This window comes from Bifidobacterium cebidarum (genome assembly GCF_009193305.1).
Lineage (GTDB): Bacteria > Actinomycetota > Actinomycetes > Actinomycetales > Bifidobacteriaceae > Bifidobacterium > Bifidobacterium cebidarum.
This window is the reverse complement of the sequence record NZ_WBVS01000002.1, coordinates 55,654-72,411: the sequence shown is the minus strand read 5'-3', so window position 1 is coordinate 72,411 and position 16,758 is coordinate 55,654. Positions and strand designations below refer to the sequence as shown.

Annotated in this window: 12 protein-coding genes and 2 tRNA genes; 6 read left to right on the top strand and 8 right to left on the bottom strand. The window is 59.8% G+C overall.

Annotated elements, in window-relative coordinates; all coding sequences use genetic code 11:
• Positions 1–14: 14 nt before the first annotated feature.
• The 3 genes from F7D08_RS02575 to F7D08_RS02565 form a co-directional block, all read right to left on the bottom strand.
• A complete protein-coding gene (locus F7D08_RS02575) occupies positions 15–617 on the bottom strand; it encodes a hypothetical protein (protein ID WP_152209148.1) in 603 nt (200 codons plus the stop codon).
• 160 nt (positions 618–777) lie between these two features.
• Entirely contained in the window at positions 778–2,865 is a 2,088-nt protein-coding gene (locus tag F7D08_RS02570) for a beta-galactosidase (RefSeq protein WP_152209147.1), read from the bottom strand.
• 10 nt (positions 2,866–2,875) lie between these two features.
• On the bottom strand, positions 2,876–4,183 hold the full coding sequence (locus tag F7D08_RS02565; RefSeq protein WP_152209146.1) for an MFS transporter: 1,308 nt from the start codon (positions 4,181–4,183) through the stop codon (positions 2,876–2,878).
• Positions 4,184–4,664: 481 nt separating this feature from the next.
• On the opposite strand from F7D08_RS02565, the gene F7D08_RS02560 reads away from it, so the two are divergent.
• Positions 4,665–5,741: a LacI family DNA-binding transcriptional regulator gene (locus tag F7D08_RS02560; RefSeq protein WP_193316161.1), complete on the top strand. Its 1,077-nt coding sequence runs from the start codon at positions 4,665–4,667 to the stop codon at positions 5,739–5,741.
• Positions 5,742–6,069: 328 nt separating this feature from the next.
• On the opposite strand, the gene gnd is transcribed toward F7D08_RS02560, so the two are convergent.
• The 3 genes from gnd to F7D08_RS02545 all read right to left on the bottom strand — a co-directional run bounded on the left by gnd (position 6,070) and on the right by F7D08_RS02545 (position 9,085).
• Positions 6,070–6,963, bottom strand: a complete 894-nt coding sequence (gnd, locus tag F7D08_RS02555) for a phosphogluconate dehydrogenase (NAD(+)-dependent, decarboxylating) (RefSeq protein WP_152209144.1) — start codon at positions 6,961–6,963, stop codon at positions 6,070–6,072.
• Positions 6,964–7,031: 68 nt separating this feature from the next.
• A complete protein-coding gene (locus tag F7D08_RS02550; protein ID WP_226803265.1) occupies positions 7,032–7,601 on the bottom strand; it encodes a gluconokinase in 570 nt (189 codons plus the stop codon).
• Positions 7,602–7,660: 59 nt separating this feature from the next.
• Positions 7,661–9,085, bottom strand: a complete 1,425-nt coding sequence (locus F7D08_RS02545; RefSeq protein WP_152209143.1) for a GntP family permease — start codon at positions 9,083–9,085, stop codon at positions 7,661–7,663.
• A gap of 170 nt (positions 9,086–9,255) precedes the next feature.
• On the opposite strand from F7D08_RS02545, the gene F7D08_RS02540 reads away from it, so the two are divergent.
• Positions 9,256–9,993 carry a FadR/GntR family transcriptional regulator gene (locus F7D08_RS02540; RefSeq protein ID WP_226803263.1) on the top strand — a complete coding sequence of 246 codons (738 nt, stop codon included), beginning with the start codon at positions 9,256–9,258 and terminating at the stop codon, positions 9,991–9,993.
• An 18-nt stretch (positions 9,994–10,011) separates the two neighbouring features.
• Here F7D08_RS02540 and F7D08_RS02535 read toward each other — a convergent pair whose 3' ends face one another.
• Positions 10,012–10,647 carry a M48 family metallopeptidase gene (locus F7D08_RS02535; RefSeq protein ID WP_152209142.1) on the bottom strand — a complete coding sequence of 212 codons (636 nt, stop codon included), beginning with the start codon at positions 10,645–10,647 and terminating at the stop codon, positions 10,012–10,014.
• Positions 10,648–10,701: 54 nt separating this feature from the next.
• Positions 10,702–12,732 (bottom strand): beta-N-acetylhexosaminidase, encoded by a 2,031-nt coding sequence (locus F7D08_RS02530; protein ID WP_152209141.1) that lies wholly within the window; start codon positions 12,730–12,732, stop codon positions 10,702–10,704.
• Between the two features lie 148 nt (positions 12,733–12,880).
• On the opposite strand from F7D08_RS02530, the gene F7D08_RS02525 reads away from it, so the two are divergent.
• From F7D08_RS02525 to F7D08_RS02510, 4 genes are all read left to right on the top strand, one after another.
• Positions 12,881–12,954, top strand: a tRNA-Ile gene (locus tag F7D08_RS02525).
• Positions 12,955–12,997: 43 nt separating this feature from the next.
• Positions 12,998–13,073, top strand: a tRNA-Ala gene (locus F7D08_RS02520).
• 160 nt (positions 13,074–13,233) lie between these two features.
• Positions 13,234–15,225, top strand: a complete 1,992-nt coding sequence (locus tag F7D08_RS02515) for an acyltransferase family protein (protein ID WP_152209140.1) — start codon at positions 13,234–13,236, stop codon at positions 15,223–15,225.
• A 263-nt stretch (positions 15,226–15,488) separates the two neighbouring features.
• Complete coding sequence (locus F7D08_RS02510; RefSeq protein WP_152209139.1) at positions 15,489–16,463, top strand: DUF5692 family protein; 975 nt, start codon at positions 15,489–15,491, stop codon at positions 16,461–16,463.
• Positions 16,464–16,758 lie beyond the last annotated feature (295 nt).

Genomic DNA, 16,758 nt, shown 5'->3' with positions numbered 1-16,758 from the left:
TTTCTTTGCCTGAATCATTCCTCGCCATTGACGATCAGCGCTTCTGAATCGTCGTCGTACTTCAGTCCAGGTTCCAGCCAGCCATACCGGCCTTTCCTGAGTCTCGGAGCCGGGGCGAAGCTGACGGCATCGAGCCTAATCCGTCCATCGCTGACGCTGATGGTCCCGGTTCCGGCGTATGTGCCCTTACCAGCCCTTAACGGAATCTTGAACGTGCGTTTCACGCCGGGAGTGAACAGGATGAACTTGATGGTGGAACGCACCACATCACCATCTTCGTCCTTGGTATCCGGGCATGCGACCGTCCGCACAGGCCAGTGTTCGGTCGATACAGCGAGCAAATCGGCAGGCCTGCCGTGCAGTCTCCACCACAGATACCAGATGGCAAACACGACAGTCAGGATGATAACCGCAGGGAAAACAACTGACGCCAGATCGAACGGCGGATCATTATGCGTGGCGCGCATCAGCCATGCGTCGAGCGGCATTGCGATCAACCCCGCAATGCCCATACAGATGGCGAATGCCGCGAACGTGAACAAGATCCAATGGCCTCGGCGGCTTCGCCATATGCGTCGGGCGAGCTTTGAGTCGCCTGATATCCAATCAGTCCTCATTCTCACGGTTCCATTCCACCACAATGGGATGTCATATGGCAGGGCGTTTCCTCACGGCATTGTCTGGAATCGGCACATCCCAGCAGCTACAAACAGTTGTGGCTCCCTTCCGAAGAGGGGAGCCACAACCGCTGTTGGCGCTTATTGATGAGCCCGCTGATCAGCCCTCGATGATGAGGACGCCCCAGGCGGGGATGGTGAGCGCATCGCCGGCGGCCACCGGCTTGCCGGCAAGCAGGTCGGTGCCGGTAACCGGCGCCTTGAACTCGACCGGCTTGCCGGAATAGTTCAGGAAGTACGTCACCGGCTTGCCGGCCTGGTTCACGCCGCGACGCACGCGCACAGAGGTGCCGGCGAACTCGTCGGTGGACCAATCGATCACACCGGCGTTGCGGGCGGCTTCGAGCAGTACCGGCTTGACTTCCTCGGTGGAGGTCATCGTGCCGACCCATTCGGCGGAGCCTTGGCCGAATTGGTTGCGCGTGATTGCCGCGTAGCCGGCCTGCCCCCAGACCGAGTCGCCGTAGTCGGCGAGCACTTCGGTGCCGTCGGCCGGTTTGAGCAGTTCGAGGAAGTGCTGCGGCTGCACGGTCCGTGTGCCTTCGAGCGCGCCCTTGAAGGCCAGTTCCACGTCGGTCATGTCGTTGGTGAACTGGTTGTAGCTCACGCCGAACACGTCGGTGAGGTTGTGCGGCTGGCGGTCGTGGTAGACCTTCACGTTGTCGTCGGTTACGAACGACTTGAACGTGGCGATCACGTTGCCGCCGTGCTCCACGTACGTGCGGATGCGGGCGATCAGGTCCTCGTCGGCCACGTAGAGGGCGGGGGTGATGAGCAGCCGGTATTGTTCCAGCGTTTCCTCGGAGGCGGTGTACGGCACGAAGTCGGCCTCGATGTTGAGGTCGAAGAGCGCGTCGTACAGCCAGCGCATCACGTCGTTGTACGTGGTCAGGCCGGAGACGCCTTCGTCGTAGGGGTTCGGGTCGGGGAAGCCGGTTTCGATGGTGAAGCGGGTGAGCGCGGTGAGCGCCTTGTTGCTCATCATGATGGCGACCTTGTTGCGCTTCTTCAGGTTCACCAGGTGGGAGCCGATGCGTTCGATCTCGCCGCCGAAGACGCCGGCCTCCTCATAGGTGGGGTTCGGTTCGAAATCGTGGCTCAGCAGGCCCTTCCAGTAGGTCTCGAAGGAGTTGTGGATGGAGTGCCAGTGCCAGTACATCACCGAGTCCGCGCCGTTGGCGAGGTGCGAATAGGCCTGCAGGCGCAGCTGGCCGGGGTAGGGGAGCCAGCCGTTCTGGCCCTGGGCCTGGGTCTCGATAAGCAGCCAGTTCTGGCCGCCCTTGAAGGAGCGGGTCAGGTCGCCGCCCATGCCGATCTCGCGGCCGGTCAGGTGCGATTCGCCCGGATGGTAGATGTCCACGCCGGCGATGTCGAGGTGCTTGGAGGTCTCGTAGTCGTCGGCCCATGGCTGCAGGCCGTAGGAGTAGCCGCGCCATTCGAGGTCGTAGTTGTGGGTGATCCACTGGTCGGGGCGCGCGTATTCGCGCACGATGTCCGCCTGCCAGCCGATGTAGTCGGTGACGAGCTTGCGGCGGAAGGTGTCGAACTCCGAGCCCAGCGAGCCGTTGATGGTACCGGTTGCGCCGGTCACGTCCGGGAAGTCGTCCCACGAGTTGATGCGGTTGGACCAGTAGTCGAGCCCGTAGGCCAGGTTCATGGCGTCGAGGTCGTCGTGGAACTTCTCGCGCAGATGCTTGACGAACAGCTTCTGCACGTTGTTGGACACCACGTCGTAGTACTTGCATTCGTTGTCGACCTGGTAGCCGATGACGGCCTTGTGGCCGGCCACGTGGGCGATGAGCCTGCGGATGGCGCGCTCGGCGTAGAACAGGAACGACGCGTCCGTGATGTTCATGATCTGGCGGCCGCCGTAGATGGCCTTGCCCTTGTGCGTGGTCTCCAGCACGTCCGGGTACATGTTGGACAGCCAGGACGGGAACGCGTAGGTCGGCGTGCCGATGATCACGTCGATGCCGGCCGCGGCCATGGCGTCGAGCACGCGATCGATGTGGGAGAAGTCGAAGACGCCGGGCTGGGGTTCCATCGTGCTCCATGTGGATTCGGCGATGCGCACGGTGTTGATGTGCGCGGCCTTCATCAGCGCGATGTCCTTGTCCAAACGGTCCTCGGGCATGTACTCGTCGTAATAGGCGGCACCGAAAAGAATATGATCAGGAGTCTTGCTCATAACAGTGTCCTTAGCGAACCTTCTTAATCATCATGACCAGCACGGCACCGACCAGTGCGATCACAGACAGGCACGGCAGGATCGGCATGTACTGCCCGCCGAGCACGTTGAACAGGATTGCACCGACCACAGGAGCCAGAATCTGGGCACCGGTGTTGGCGAAGTTGAGAATGCCGAGGTCCTTCGCAGCGTTCTCCGGGTTGGGCAGCACCTCGATGTTGAGGGCCTGATCCACGGAGAAGAAGATGCCTGCGCCGATGCCGGCGATCACACCGTACCAGACCATGGACACCGGCTCACGGTAGAAGAACGGGATGATGGTGCCGATGGCGGTGAGCACGGCGGAGAAGGCCACGAGCTTCTTGCGGGTCTTGAGGAAGTCGGAGACCGGGCCGGAAAGCGGGGCGAAGATGATGGCGGTGATCATCGTGGCCACACCCATGGCGGAGATGTACTTGCCGGCGGTGGACTGGTCGGCGCCCATGCCGGAGGTCAGGTAGAAGACCTGGTAGACGGAGAAGCCGGTGACGGCGATGTTGATCATCATCTTGCCGAACAGTGCCTTGTACAGGTCGGCGGCACCCTTGGTCGGGAACTTGAAGGTGTCGGCGAAGACCTTGCCGTCGAACTTCTTCTTCGGCATGCCGAGGCTGGACTTTTCACGCATCAGGATGGCGGCGACCGGGCCGGAGAGCAGCATCATCACGGCAAGGGCGTAGTAGCCGGTGTTCACGAGGCCCGGGTTCTTATCGGACATGAAGAAGCCACCGATGACCGGGCCACCGTACTGGCCGATGATGTAGCCGATGGCGTACACGGAGGAGATCAGACCGCGGTGCTTCGGGGCGGTGCGGTCGGCGATCACGGCGATGAGCGGCGCGACGATCATGTTGATGAAGGTCTGGATCAGGCACCACAGTACGGTGAAGATCCACAGATGTGCGCGGTCGTTGACCAGGCCGAGGCCGACCATGACGGCTGCGGTAAGCAGCGAACCAGCCAGAATCCATGGAGTACGGCGGCCGAGGCGGGAGCGGGTGATATCGGTGAGCGCGCCGATGATGATCGTAGTGATGGTGGAGACGATGGCGCCCAGCGTGCCCAGCATGGCGAGGTAGTTGTTGACCTCGGCTCCCGCACCACCCATGATGGCGGCCAATTTGGCCGGGTTCAGCACGGAGTTCAGGCCCATGAATGGGGCCAACCACAGCAGCGCGCCCACACCGGTGGCAACACCGATGATAATCGGCGCTTTGGGCTGCTCTTCATCTGTTACATGGCCGCTCCACACTGCTGCGGCTTGTTCGTTTGTGGACATTCCTCGTCCTTTCGATGGTCTTGTTGCGTTATACCACTGCGATGTCGATATTGACTCAGCGTTGAGTCAATATGGCGTCCCTGCTTGCCTCAACGTTGTGTCACCCAGCATACACCCGTTTGGGTAATCGTTGAGTCAAAGCAGATTTCGGCGTGTCGCACTATTCCCCGAACGTAGTCGGCACCAATCCCACTGTCTTGTGAAACACGGCATTGTCTTGAAACACGGCACTGCCGTAAAGCACAGCATTGCCTTGTGAGCACATCGCCGTTCACCTAAGCCTAAGTGCCGACACCTGCATCACAGTAGCGCTTGTTCAGCTCAGCCCCCACAACCCACTGCACGCAATGCTATTTTCCGACGACTTCCGCCGCTCACGTCCGATCCGCCACGCGCGCAGCCCAACAGTGGCAAACAACCCCCGACCTCCGGACATGTCTGCCACTACAATGGCAGCGTCACCGTACGGCAAGATATGCAGATGGGGTATGAAAATATGGCCAAACGTGTCACGCTCGCTGAGGTAGCGGCCCGCGCGCAGGTCTCGCCGAAAACGGTCTCCGATGTGATTCACAACCGCGGCCGCATGCGCCCGGAAACCCGCGAACGCATCATCGCAAGTATGCGCGAGCTTGGCTATCATGCCAACGCAGCCGCCCGCACCTTGCGCACCGGCATCAGCCACACCATCGGCTTGGCATTGCCGAACTTCGCACAGCCGTTCAACGGCAATTTCGCGGACGTGCTCACTCAATACGCTAAAACCAAGGGCTATCGCGTCATCATCGCCACCTATTACGGGCTCGACGGCGGACTGCCCGCCCTGATTGAAGAGACCTACAGCATCGGCGCGGATGGCTGGGTGTTCCTTTCCGATTCGCCGATTCCCGAGCATCGCAACTTCTTGAAGCAGTCGTATCCGGTGGTGCTTACCGGCGATTATCTGGCACACGATGCCGTGGATACCGTGATGTTCCCGAATTTGGAGGGCGCGAAACACGCCACGTCATGGCTGTTGGAGCACGGAGCCCGCCACGTGGGATTCATCGGAGCGCCGCAGCAGCTCATCGGCCGGGGTGAGGATCCGACAGTATGCGCCGATATCGCCGCAGCCCGCGAAGGCAACGCACCCCTACGATTCAAAGGATATGTAACGGCCATGCAGGAATCAGGCGTCGCCATCGATCCAGCATTGGTGGGCATCTGCCGGCGCCTTGATCGCGAGGATGGCGAGGCTGCCGCTGAAGCCATCATTCGTTCCGGCGCCCCGCTGGATGCCTTATGCTGCGCCAATGATGCTGTGGCTTTGGGCGCGATGTCCGCCTTGGCGAATCACCACATCGCCATTCCCGACGATGTGCAGGTCATCGGCTTCGATAACACTCCGGACGCACGCTTCTCCAGCCCGAAGCTCACCACTATCAATCCGCATATCGAGCAGTATGCGAAGCTTTCCATTGATTTGCTGATCGATCGCATTGAAGGGGCTGCTTCCAACGCAGCACCGAACGTGTACACCACTACGTTTGACCTAATTCAACGCGAAACCACTCGGTAAACGCACGTGACATGCCTTCGTGATGCCGCGATACCATTTCATGTGAGTCACGATATATCAGTCAAACGTTTAACAAAATTGTTGTGGCAAACTCAGTTGCCACAACAACGCATTTTGGGTCGGCTTCCTCATATTGTGGCAAGAGTTTTCGCATAATACGGTTCACGTCTGTAATGCGCCGTGCCACAACAATGCGAAATGGCCCAAAATCGTCTCTCGTGGCAAGAATTATTGCCCCGACTGGCACGTCAATCGATTGATACAGCTATCGTGGCGCAAAAGTTGTGGCTCCCTTCCGAAGAGGGGAGCCACAACGCTGAGGATGCAATCAGTGGGTGGCGATTTCGTCCACCTTGGTCACATGGCCGCCGAACTGGGCGCGCAGGGCAGTCACCACACGCAGAATGTCGTCGGCACCACCACGGGAAGTCTGGCGTTGCCATAGGGCCGCGGCCGTGGTGGGTACCGGCACACCAAGTTCCAATGCCGCCTCAACCATCCACTTGGCCTCGCCGGACTCGTTGGCCACGGCCGGCACGCTCTTCAATTCCGGATCATCCTTGGTGGCGTTGTCCAACAGATCGAGCAGCCAGCTGGCCACCACGGAACCGGTACGCCACGAGGTCATGGTTTCGGCCGGGTTGGTGACGTACTCGCTGCGCAGCATCGTGGCGAATCCCTCACCGAACGCCTGCATCATGCCGTATTCGATGCCATTGTGCACCATCTTGGCGAAGTGGCCACCGCCCACCGGACCGGCGTGCACCAAACCGTACTCGCCCTCCGGCTTGAGGCTTTCGAAAATCGGCAGCACGGTCTCGTAATCCTTGTCGGAGCCGCCGATCATCAGCGCGTAGCCGCGCTCGGCACCCCAAACACCACCAGAGACGCCGCAGTCCAGGAATCCAATGCCCTTTTCGGCCAGAGCGGCCGCATGCTCGCGGTCTTCGGTGTACTTGGAGTTGCCGCCGTCGACCACGATGTCGCCCGGCTCGAGCAGCTCGCCCAGCTGCTCTACGGTGGAATCGGTGGGCTTGCCGGCCGGGACCATCACCCATACCACGCGTGGTGCGTCCAACTCGGCAACCAAGGCCTCCAACGAATCCACATCGCGACCGGATTCCGGGTTCATGTCGAAGCCGACGATCTCATGGCCGTCTTCGCGCAGGCGCTTGACCATGTTGCCGCCCATGCGGCCGAGGCCGATCATTCCCATCTGCATTGCAATTGCCTTCTTTCGAAATTCTGTGTTCGTTATCGTCGTCGATGAACTGGGGGAAATATGCGAGATTACAGGTTCAGGGCTCCGGCCACGGCCATGGCTTCCTGATCCGGGTCGGCCAGACCGATGTGTACGTTGACGTGCACTTCGTCGTCGCCCGGCTCCTCCAAAATGTCGAACTGGCTTTGCAGCATGCTCGGCTTCATGAAGTGGCCTTCGCGGTGGGAAAGGCGCTCCATCACCTCGTCGAAGGTGCCTTGCATGTAGACGAACACGACGCCCGGGCGGCGCAGCTTGTCGCGGTAGACCTTCTTCAGCGCGGAGCAGGTCACCACGGCCGCTTCGCCAGCGGCGATACGCTCGTCGATCCAAGCGGCCAAGGTGTCGAGCCAAGGCCAGCGGTCTTCGTCGGTGAGCGGGATGCCTGAGGCCATCTTGTCGATGTTGGCCTGCGGGTGGAAATCATCGGCTTCTGCGTACTTCAGGCCGTAGCGGTCGGTCAGGTGGGCCGCCACCGTGCTTTTGCCGCAGCCGCACACGCCCATCAGCACGATGATCGGCTTGGTGTTGGCGAAGTAGTCGGCCGGGATGGTGTTGGCGGTGATGATGTTGGCATGCGCCTCGGTTGCGATGGTCATAAGAGTCTCTTTTCGAGTGGGTAGGGGAGAGGATTACGAATGATTGATGAGGATGACGGCTAGACCAGCGGCACGAAGATGCTGCAGATCATCACGAGGGCGAGCACCACGACGGAGAGCAGGCATTCGAGCACGGTCCAGGTCTTGAAGGTTTCGCCAACCTCCAGGCCGAAGTATTCCTTGATGAGCCAGAAGCCGGCGTCGTTGACGTGGGAGAGGAATACGGAGCCTGCGCCGATGGCGATGACCAGCAGGGCGATGGCCGGTGCGGTGACGCCCATCTGGTCGACCACCGGGCCGAGGATGCCGGCGGTGGTGATGATGGCCACGGTGGCGGAGCCGGTGGCCACGCGCACGAAGGCGGCGATGAGCCAGGCGAGCAGGAAGATGGAGATGGCGGAGCTTTCGACGAACTTACCGATGATGTCGCCGATGCCGGTGTCCACCAGCACGCCCTTGTAGCCACCGCCGGCGCCGACGATGAGCAGGATGCCGGCGATCGGCGGCAGTGCGGCCTTCAGGGAGTCGTTGACGGTCTTCCACGACATGTGGGTGGTGCGGCCGAGCACGATCATCGCGAAAATCACGGCGGTGGCCAGTGCGATGGCGGGCTTGCCGAAGAAGGCGAGCACCTGGGCGTAGACGGCCTTGGAGCCGGCCTGGTCAGGGGCCACGATTTCGAAGATGGCGTTGCCGAGCATCAGGATGGCCGGCACGAGGATGCACAGCACGGACAGGGCGAACGGAGGCTTGGTGGTGATCGGATTGCCGTCGGCGTCCACACGGCCCTTGCCGGTATCGAAGTTCTCGGGAGCGCCGACCGGCACCCACTTTGCGGCGAACTTGGAGAACAGCGGGCCCACGAGAGCGGCGGTGATCACGGCGATGGGCAGGCCGAACATCATCGTGATGCCCACGGAACCGTTCTTGAAGCAGCTCAGCGCGGCGAGCGGGCCAGGCTGGGGCGGCATGCAGGCATGCATCACGGAAAGACCGGCCAACGTAGGGATGGCGACACGCATCAGCGGCAGCTTGGAGCGGCGGGTGATGAGGATGATCACCGGCACGAGCACCACGAGGCCGACTTCGAAGAACATCGGCAGACCGATCAGCGCGCCGATGAGCGCCATGGTCCACGGAATCATCTTGGTTGAAGTCTTGGCGAGCAGCGTATCGACGATGCTGTCGGCGGCACCGGTGTCCATCAGCACGCGGCCGAGCATGGCACCGAGGCCGACGAGGATGCCCACGGACGCCATCGTGGAGCCGAAGGTGGTGGAGAAGCTTTCCACCGTGGCCACCGGACCGTAGCCGGAGCCGATGCCGACCACGAGGGAGGAGATCAGCAGGGAGACGAACGGGTGCAGCTTCGCAACAGTGACCAGCAGAATCAGCACGACAATGCTGGCCACCACGCTGATGCCAAGCTGGGTGCTGTTGAGCTGGACTGCGTTCGCGGCTTCAGCCAAAACAAGCGTATTCATAATCCATCTCTTCTTTGAGTAGTTGTATTTGAATGACGTTTCATTGTCACCGCATACATTTCGTATGTTGTTATCTAATATAACGGTCGGTTATGGAATACGCAATACTTTTTCCCACCGGCGTGTTGAATATGTATGCCATAACCAACCCGTCGTGCCATACTTGTCTTATGACTTCTGTGACTTCTCCGATGATTGATGCCGGCACCACCGAACTGTCCCTGCACGATCGCCTCTTGGACGAATGGGGCATGGCCGTGGTCAGCGGGGAAGTGGCCACAGGGGAGCGGTTGCCCGAACCGAATATGGATGGCGATGCCGCACCCTCGCGCACGGTGACGCGCGAAGTCACACGCGTATTGGAATCGATGGGATTGGTCAGCGTCAAGCGCAAGGCCGGCGCCACCGCGAATCCCATCGAGCAGTGGAACATTCTGGATCCGCAGGTGATTCAGTGGCGACTGCGCGGCCCACATCGCATTTCCGCGCTGCATGAGCTTTCGCAGCTTCGCGCCGCCGTGGAGCCCGTGGCCGCTAGGCTTGCCGCCACGCACGCCACTGCGGAGCATTGGGCCACGCTGACCCGCGCGGCCATCGAGATGGTGGCGCATTCCGACCATGCCGACGAATCCGAATATTTGGAGGCCGATATTCTCTTCCACCGCACGCTGCTGGAAGCATCCGGGAATCTGATGTTCGCAGCGCTCGGCGATGTGATCGCCTCCACGCTCACCGGCCGTACGCAACACGAATTGATGCCCAAAGTGGCCGATCAGACGGCGCTGAGCTGGCACACCGAAGTCGCCGCCTTGATTCGCAAGGGTGATGGCGCAGCGGCCGAAGCCACGATGCGGCAGATCGTCGACGAATCCGACCAAGCCATCAGCCATATCGCCGGCAATCAATAATCGCAGCGCGCTATGGCGCTACAACACAACGCGGCGATTGAGGTCGCGGCGCAATTCGCGCCAGTTCGGCAGATAGGAGCCGATGCGTCGCTGGAATCCCGCGCCGTGGCCGCGCTCCCACAAATGCGTCATTTCGTGCACCAGCACATACTCCAGGAATCGCGGCTCCATCAGCCCTAATTGCAGATTCAAGCGAATCCGCCCAGTTTTCGGCGTGCATGAGCCCCAACGCGTGGTCATCAACCGCAGCGTGATATGCGTGGGAGTGCGGCCGACCACCGCCCCCCAATGCGCCAATAACGCCGGCAGCTGCGCATTGATATTGGCTGCGGCTTGCTGGCGCAATTCATCGGTCCATACGAATCCCGTATGCTCCGGCTCCGCCACCAGCGACCGTTCACGCGCACGCTGCATCTTGCGCACGTTACCATCGATCCAAGCACGCCGCCCGCGCACAAAATCAACAATGGTCCGCTCGCTCATGCGATTCGGCGCCGATACCACCACATCCCCGCTCGGCGGCTTGATGCGCAGATACATGTTTTTGATCGGTTTGCGCACCACGGTAATCGACAATCCGTCAACATTGAGGCTGCTGGCACCAGCTGCGACGCGGGAACCGGCACGAGATCGAGATGATGGACGATACGGCATGTGCGCCATTGTCACGCACAGAACCGACAGCCGGCGCAAGCAATCAGCAACCTACTACCTACGCAGCAGATCGGCACACCGCCAAATCACCTCGGCAATACGCCGCAGTTCCGCCTCGGCACTGACCGTACGCCACACTGCCGCATAGGTTTCGAACCACTGCTCAATGCCTCGGGCAACCTGCTGCGGGAACTTGTCCGGCAACGCACCGGCGACCTCAGTCTCGGCGACAACGCCTTCACGCAACGCCAGGCACACGCCCAGCTCATTGAACAACCGCTGCCCTTCCACGGCAATCAGCACCGGTTGCAATGTCTCGCCTCGCGTAGCGCCGGCATCGTACGCCGCCGACCGTGCACCCATCGCGCCCAGACGAGCCTCGGCCGCATGCAACGCCGCATTGGCCTCACGCCAGCGCAGTATGTCGGGCTTCAGCCAAGCGAGCAGATGCGCGCGCGCCTCACGCACCGTGGTGCTGCCGTGGATGAGCTCGGCATACTGAGAGCCCTGGGCACCACCATCGTCATTGGCTCGAATCGAGTCACACACATCCTCGTTCAGTGAGCCATCGCCATACTCAAGCTCCAGATAGCGAACGATATTGAACCAGCTGAACGTCACCTGATGGCTGGCGTCACGTAGCGCGGCAACAAACCTGCCGGTAGCGTCGCCATACTCGACCATTGAAATACGACGGTCGAGCTCAGCATGCGTGGCATTCGCCGCCCACTGCGGATCCCATGCGCACTGCGAGCCATAAATCATGCCGGGAATCGCCATGCGCGGATCGTTGACGTGCCCAAAGTCGCCCCAATCGGTCACCAGGAATCCCATAGCTCCATAGTGCTGGCCGTATTGGGCAAGGTGCGAGATGTTCCGCCAAGCCCAGTCCAGCCGCGGCAATAGCGCATTCCAGCACCACACCGCCGGGCATACGTATTGCGCGGCGCCGGATTGGGCCACGAGCCGCACTTTCTCGTCAGTAATGTCCGGCGCATACAGCCAATTGAGCAGCGTCACGTCCTGTGGCAGACGTTCAAGGATTTCCGGCATTTCCACCGCAATATCACCCCAGAACATCGGTTCGCGACCTTGCTCAGACAAATGCACGCACAGCCGCGACACATAGTCGGCATACATGGCTGCGACTCCGCGCCTATCAGCCTCCGGTTTGGAGCGACCTTTGCCAAGGTCGAAGGTTTCGTCGCCGCAGATGTTGAATTTGCGACTGCGGAACAGCTGCAGATAGCCATCAATCAGCGTGCAGGACAGCGCAAAAGCGTCTGATTCGGTGATGTTGAGCGTGTGATGCTCCATGCGCTCGATCAGACTGTATGGGCGATCGGCCTGTTCGGGGAATTCGCCGAGATGGCGCAGTTCATGCGTGCGCAATGCCATGTACAGATGCCCGAAGGTAGACACCGATGGCACGAGCTCAATGCCGCGCGCCGCACAGTATGCGTCAAAAGCAATGATGTCGGCCGGCTTGAGCGGGCTGGCGCCACGCCAGGTTTCGCTCATATCGTCGAAGGCGAATGTGTGCTCAACATAGAGCTGGAGCTGATTGTATTTGTACAGGCACAGCTTGTCGGCCCAGCGCTTGAGCCAATCAAGGGTGGGCACACGGCCGCGCGTCACATCAAGATAGTAGCCGCGGGTTTGGTATGCGGGTTTGTCTTCGATGGTGAGCGCGGGCAGTGCTGGAGCGCATTGGCGGATGATCTGGCGCAATGTCTGGATGCCGTCGCGCAGGCCGGCGGCATCGCCACCAATAACAGTGATGCCATCGTGAGCGATGGTCAGGCGATATTCATCCGGCCCCAGAGCATCATCGGAGGCGATGGCGAGTGTGATGAACGACTGCCAACGCTCGCCTTTTGCTACGTCCCAGCGCAGACCGGTGGCTGACTCGATATCGTCAGCGACCTGGCCAGCCCACACATTGGCGATGTCAGCATCGCCAGCGTTTTCCACAATGCGACCCATATATGGCAATATGACTGCGGCATTGAGGCTGATGTCAATCGTGCGAGGCTCTGGAATCAGCTCGAATTCCTTTGTTTGCCCCTCAACGCAGTAATGCATGGCACACGCTCCTTTTCGCTCCGTCGCTTTCTTCCATTATTCCCAATCCACCGCACAGCAATACGACACGCCGAAGCGAGTGTCTGCGTTGACACTATTGCATTCAGTGGTATTGTAATCACTTGTGCGCTTTTGAAGCGTGCGGATCGGGCCCGTAGCTCAGCTGGTTAGAGCGCATCCCTGATAAGGATGAGGTCGGAGGTTCAAGTCCTCCCGGGCCCACGGAAAAATAAAGCGGCCAGCGTGCCGCTCTTTTTTTCAACACGGGGCTATAGCGCAGCTGGTAGCGCATCTGCTTTGCAAGCAGAGGGTCGCCGGTTCGAACCCGGCTAGCTCCACCATCAAACCCTTGGAATCAAGCCGATTCCAAGGGTTTTTGCGTTCTCTCTCCAACCAACAGTGCATATGGGATGCACAAGCGGCACGCGACTGCGCCGCTCCCAATGCAACATAGAATAATCCTCGAAGAGAGAATGTAGTTTGCAGAAAAGTGGTTCATCAATGACGAGTCCTCGCTCGGCGCGCATCGCATCATCGTCACAGCATCATTCCCAGAACAATCCCAAGCCAACCAGTACCCATTTCACCGCCATCGACGGCCTGCGCGCCCTAGCCATCCTCGGCGTCGTCTCCTATCACGCCCGCCCCTCGCTGCTGCGCGGCGGATTCCTCGGCGTCACCATCTTTTTCGTCATCAGCGGTTTTCTCATCACTCGCAGTGTCGCGACGGAAATCAACCACACCGGCACCTTCTCGTACGGCACATATGCGGCCAAGCGCCTCAAGCGACTTGTGCCTCCAGTGGTCGTGGTCATCGCACTTACCACGTTAGGAGCCTACCTCACCGCGCCAGGCCTGCTGCCCAAAGCACAATCCGATGCCCTGCCATCGCTGTTGTTCGTCGGCAACTGGGTGAATATCTTCCGCCATGTGTCCTATTTCGCCGCAGCCGGACTGCCGTCGCCGCTGACTCATCTGTGGTTTCTTGGCGTCCTGATGCAGTTCTATCTGCTGTGGCCGCTGGTGATGTTCGCGCTCTACCGAGCCAAGCTACCGCGCGGCATACGCATCAATATCGTCGCCATACTGACACTGGCATCCACTATCGCCATGGCGCTCCTCTTCAACCCGAACGCCACCGGCAGTCGTTCCTACTATGGCTTAGACACGCGTGCCGCAGAGCTGCTGACCGGCGCGCTGCTGGCGATGCTCATCACCGATCACCGGCAATCACCAAAAGGCAGCAACTCGGATAGTCACAGAATCCAGCCTCATCATCTCGACTTCGGCGACGCACTGGCGCTTATGCCCCTGACACTGCTCATCGTTGCTTTCATCGTCGCTCAATCAAGCTGGACTGTGCTCTATTTTGGCGGCTACCTCGTCGTGGCATTGCTCACAACACTGCTGCTTGCGGCGGCTATTGTGCCCGGCAATAGAGTGGGGCGTGCTCTGTCCGTTTGCCCGCTCAGATACATCGGTTCACGTTCGTTCTCGCTATATTTGGTGCACTATCCGATGCTGGAAATGATGAATCCGGCCACGCGTACCACCAAACTGGCGTGGTGGGAATGGATTGTGCAGGCATTGATGCTGTGGGCAGCCACTGAAATGTTCTATCAGTTGATTGAGCGCACAATTCGATTGGGTGCCTCGTCGACGCGGATCAAAGCCCGGGCCAAGCACGATGTGCGAGCAATTGCCCTGCGCTTTGTACAGGTATGCCGGCGCATCATTATCGTGCTATGCACGCTTGGCACTGTGCTGCTGTGCGTACTGCCACTTGACTGGGGTGCCATCGCACAAGCTCGTTCCGCGCAGCTGCGGCCGGCTACCGCCAAAGTCGAGGCAACGCCGGCGCAGAATCACTCGGCTCCGAAGCCTGCGGATAAACCAGCGCAGCAAGCTAATCAACAAACCTCAAATGCCGGCACATTGGTACCTGTGGCGGAAAAGGTACCGAATAATCTGGATACTTCCGGCTGGACCTATGACGCATCCACCGGCGTCTGCAGTGCCGATCCACTGATTATCAGCGATTCTGTAGAGATGGGCGCACAGCGCGTACTGGTGAATACCATGCCGAATGCAGTGCAGGACAATGAGATCGGCCGTAGTCTGACCGCTTTCCCGAGCACATATCAGCAGCATCTCGCCGCGGGCGACAATAAGCGTGTGGTGATTGCGGCGCTGGGCACCAACAGCGCCGGAGCAAATCCTGAGCAGTCGTTTGAGGATGCAGTGGGTGCGGTCAAGGGCAAGCCATTGTATTTCATCACCGTGCGCAATCCTGCGATGAATCAGGATGCGGTGAATGCAGCCATGCGCGCGGTGGCGGCGCGGCATAAGAACGTCGGCATTATGGATTGGTACGGGCTGAGCGAGGGGCACAGCGAATATTTCTACGATGACGGCGTGCACCTGACCATCGGCGCGGGATTAGGGCGTGAGGCCTATTCGCACATGATTATTCAGGCTCTGTGCGGTCAGTGATTGAACGACAAACACACATCAAACCCTTGGAATTACAACAATTCCAAGGGTTTTCATCTTCTCCCAACACCCTCTTTTGACATAGCGTCAAAAGAGGGTTTACAATATGCTGCGAGAGAAATTGACGCTTCGTCAACAATGCGTGTTCCGCAACGATTGCGGCATCACAGCACCTCGAGCCAAGCGCCAATAGCCCGGCCCGGCATCCAACGAGGGATGACGAACGCAGGGCACAGCAACTAGGACACTCGGAAAGGACCGTTATGCTGTTTCAGGTCTACGGCGACAATGCCGTCTACCAATGGATCGGATGGATTCTCGTCTTCTGCTGCCTTATTGGCGCCAATGAGCTCGCCCGCCGCACCAAAACCGGTGGCGTGGTGGCGTTCCTGGTCATCCCCGCAATCCTGACCGTCTACTTCATCACCATCTACACGGCCGCCGCCATGGGTGCCGAATGGGCCCTGAACAACCCCACCTACGTGCATATGACGTCGTGGTTCCACTATGCCAAGCTATACGCGGCCACCATCGGCTGCATCGGCTTCATGGCTCTCAAGTACAAGTGGGGATCCATCGGCAAGTCCCACTGGTTCAAGTGCTTCCCGTTCGTCATCGTGGCTATCAACATCCTGATCGCCGTGGTCTCCGACTTTGAGTCCGCCATCCGCGGCTGGGGCGGCACCTGGATCTCCACCGAAGGCGTGACCCTGTACGGCGGCTGGCACAATGTGTTCAACGGTCTGGCCGGCATCCTCAACATCTTCTGCATGACCGGCTGGTTCGGCATCTACGCCTCCAAGAAGAAGGACGATATGCTCTGGCCGGACATGACCTGGGTGTTCATCGTGGCCTACGATCTGTGGAACTTCTGCTACACCTACAACTGCCTGCCCACCCACTCCTGGTACTGCGGCCTCGCACTGCTGCTGGCCCCGACCGTGGCGAACTTCTTCTGGAACAAGGGCGGCTGGATCCAGAACCGCGCCTTCACGCTGGCGATCTGGTGCATGTTCGCCCAGGTGTTCCCGATGTTCCAGGATTACTCCGTGTTCTCCACCCAGTCCGTGAACAACCCGAACGTGAACCTTGTGGTTTCGCTGATCGCACTTGTGGCCAACGTGCTTGCTCTGGGCTACATCCTCATCCGTGCCAAGAAGCAGGGCGTCAACCCGTGGATGCAGGAAGTGTTCAAGGGCACCAAGGACTTCCAGCAGGCCATCGCCCGCGCTGCGTGAGGTTCCTTATGGATCGCTCGGCATTGCCGCGTAGCTACTGCGCAACCACTGCGTAAATGCAGCATAAATGCTACATGACACATGCGCTGACGTCTCATTCGTGGGACGTCAGCGCATTCTTGTCTGTTTCGTGGTGTTGTACCAACGCGACGCGGCACAACACCACGAAACTATGCAATACTCCGTATTGTGCCAAGCAAAATGGCTTATCACCGTCGCCGCGGAATGTGCGTTCCGCACCATAGATGGTACGTTTCCGCATATTCACCCATCGCGCAGTTTCGTACCACGTTTC

Coding starts and splice junctions, on each gene's coding strand:
- F7D08_RS02575 (WP_152209148.1), bottom strand. CDS start 617: ATGAGGACTGATTGGATATCAGGCGACTCAAAGCTCGCCCGACGCATA.
- F7D08_RS02570 (WP_152209147.1), bottom strand. CDS start 2,865: ATGAGCAAGACTCCTGATCATATTCTTTTCGGTGCCGCCTATTACGAC.
- F7D08_RS02565 (WP_152209146.1), bottom strand. CDS start 4,183: ATGTCCACAAACGAACAAGCCGCAGCAGTGTGGAGCGGCCATGTAACA.
- F7D08_RS02560 (WP_193316161.1), top strand. CDS start 4,665: ATGGGGTATGAAAATATGGCCAAACGTGTCACGCTCGCTGAGGTAGCG.
- gnd (WP_152209144.1), bottom strand. CDS start 6,963: ATGCAGATGGGAATGATCGGCCTCGGCCGCATGGGCGGCAACATGGTC.
- F7D08_RS02550 (WP_226803265.1), bottom strand. CDS start 7,601: ATGACCATCGCAACCGAGGCGCATGCCAACATCATCACCGCCAACACC.
- F7D08_RS02545 (WP_152209143.1), bottom strand. CDS start 9,085: ATGAATACGCTTGTTTTGGCTGAAGCCGCGAACGCAGTCCAGCTCAAC.
- F7D08_RS02540 (WP_226803263.1), top strand. CDS start 9,256: ATGACTTCTGTGACTTCTCCGATGATTGATGCCGGCACCACCGAACTG.
- F7D08_RS02535 (WP_152209142.1), bottom strand. CDS start 10,647: ATGCCGTATCGTCCATCATCTCGATCTCGTGCCGGTTCCCGCGTCGCA.
- F7D08_RS02530 (WP_152209141.1), bottom strand. CDS start 12,732: ATGCATTACTGCGTTGAGGGGCAAACAAAGGAATTCGAGCTGATTCCA.
- F7D08_RS02515 (WP_152209140.1), top strand. CDS start 13,234: ATGACGAGTCCTCGCTCGGCGCGCATCGCATCATCGTCACAGCATCAT.
- F7D08_RS02510 (WP_152209139.1), top strand. CDS start 15,489: ATGCTGTTTCAGGTCTACGGCGACAATGCCGTCTACCAATGGATCGGA.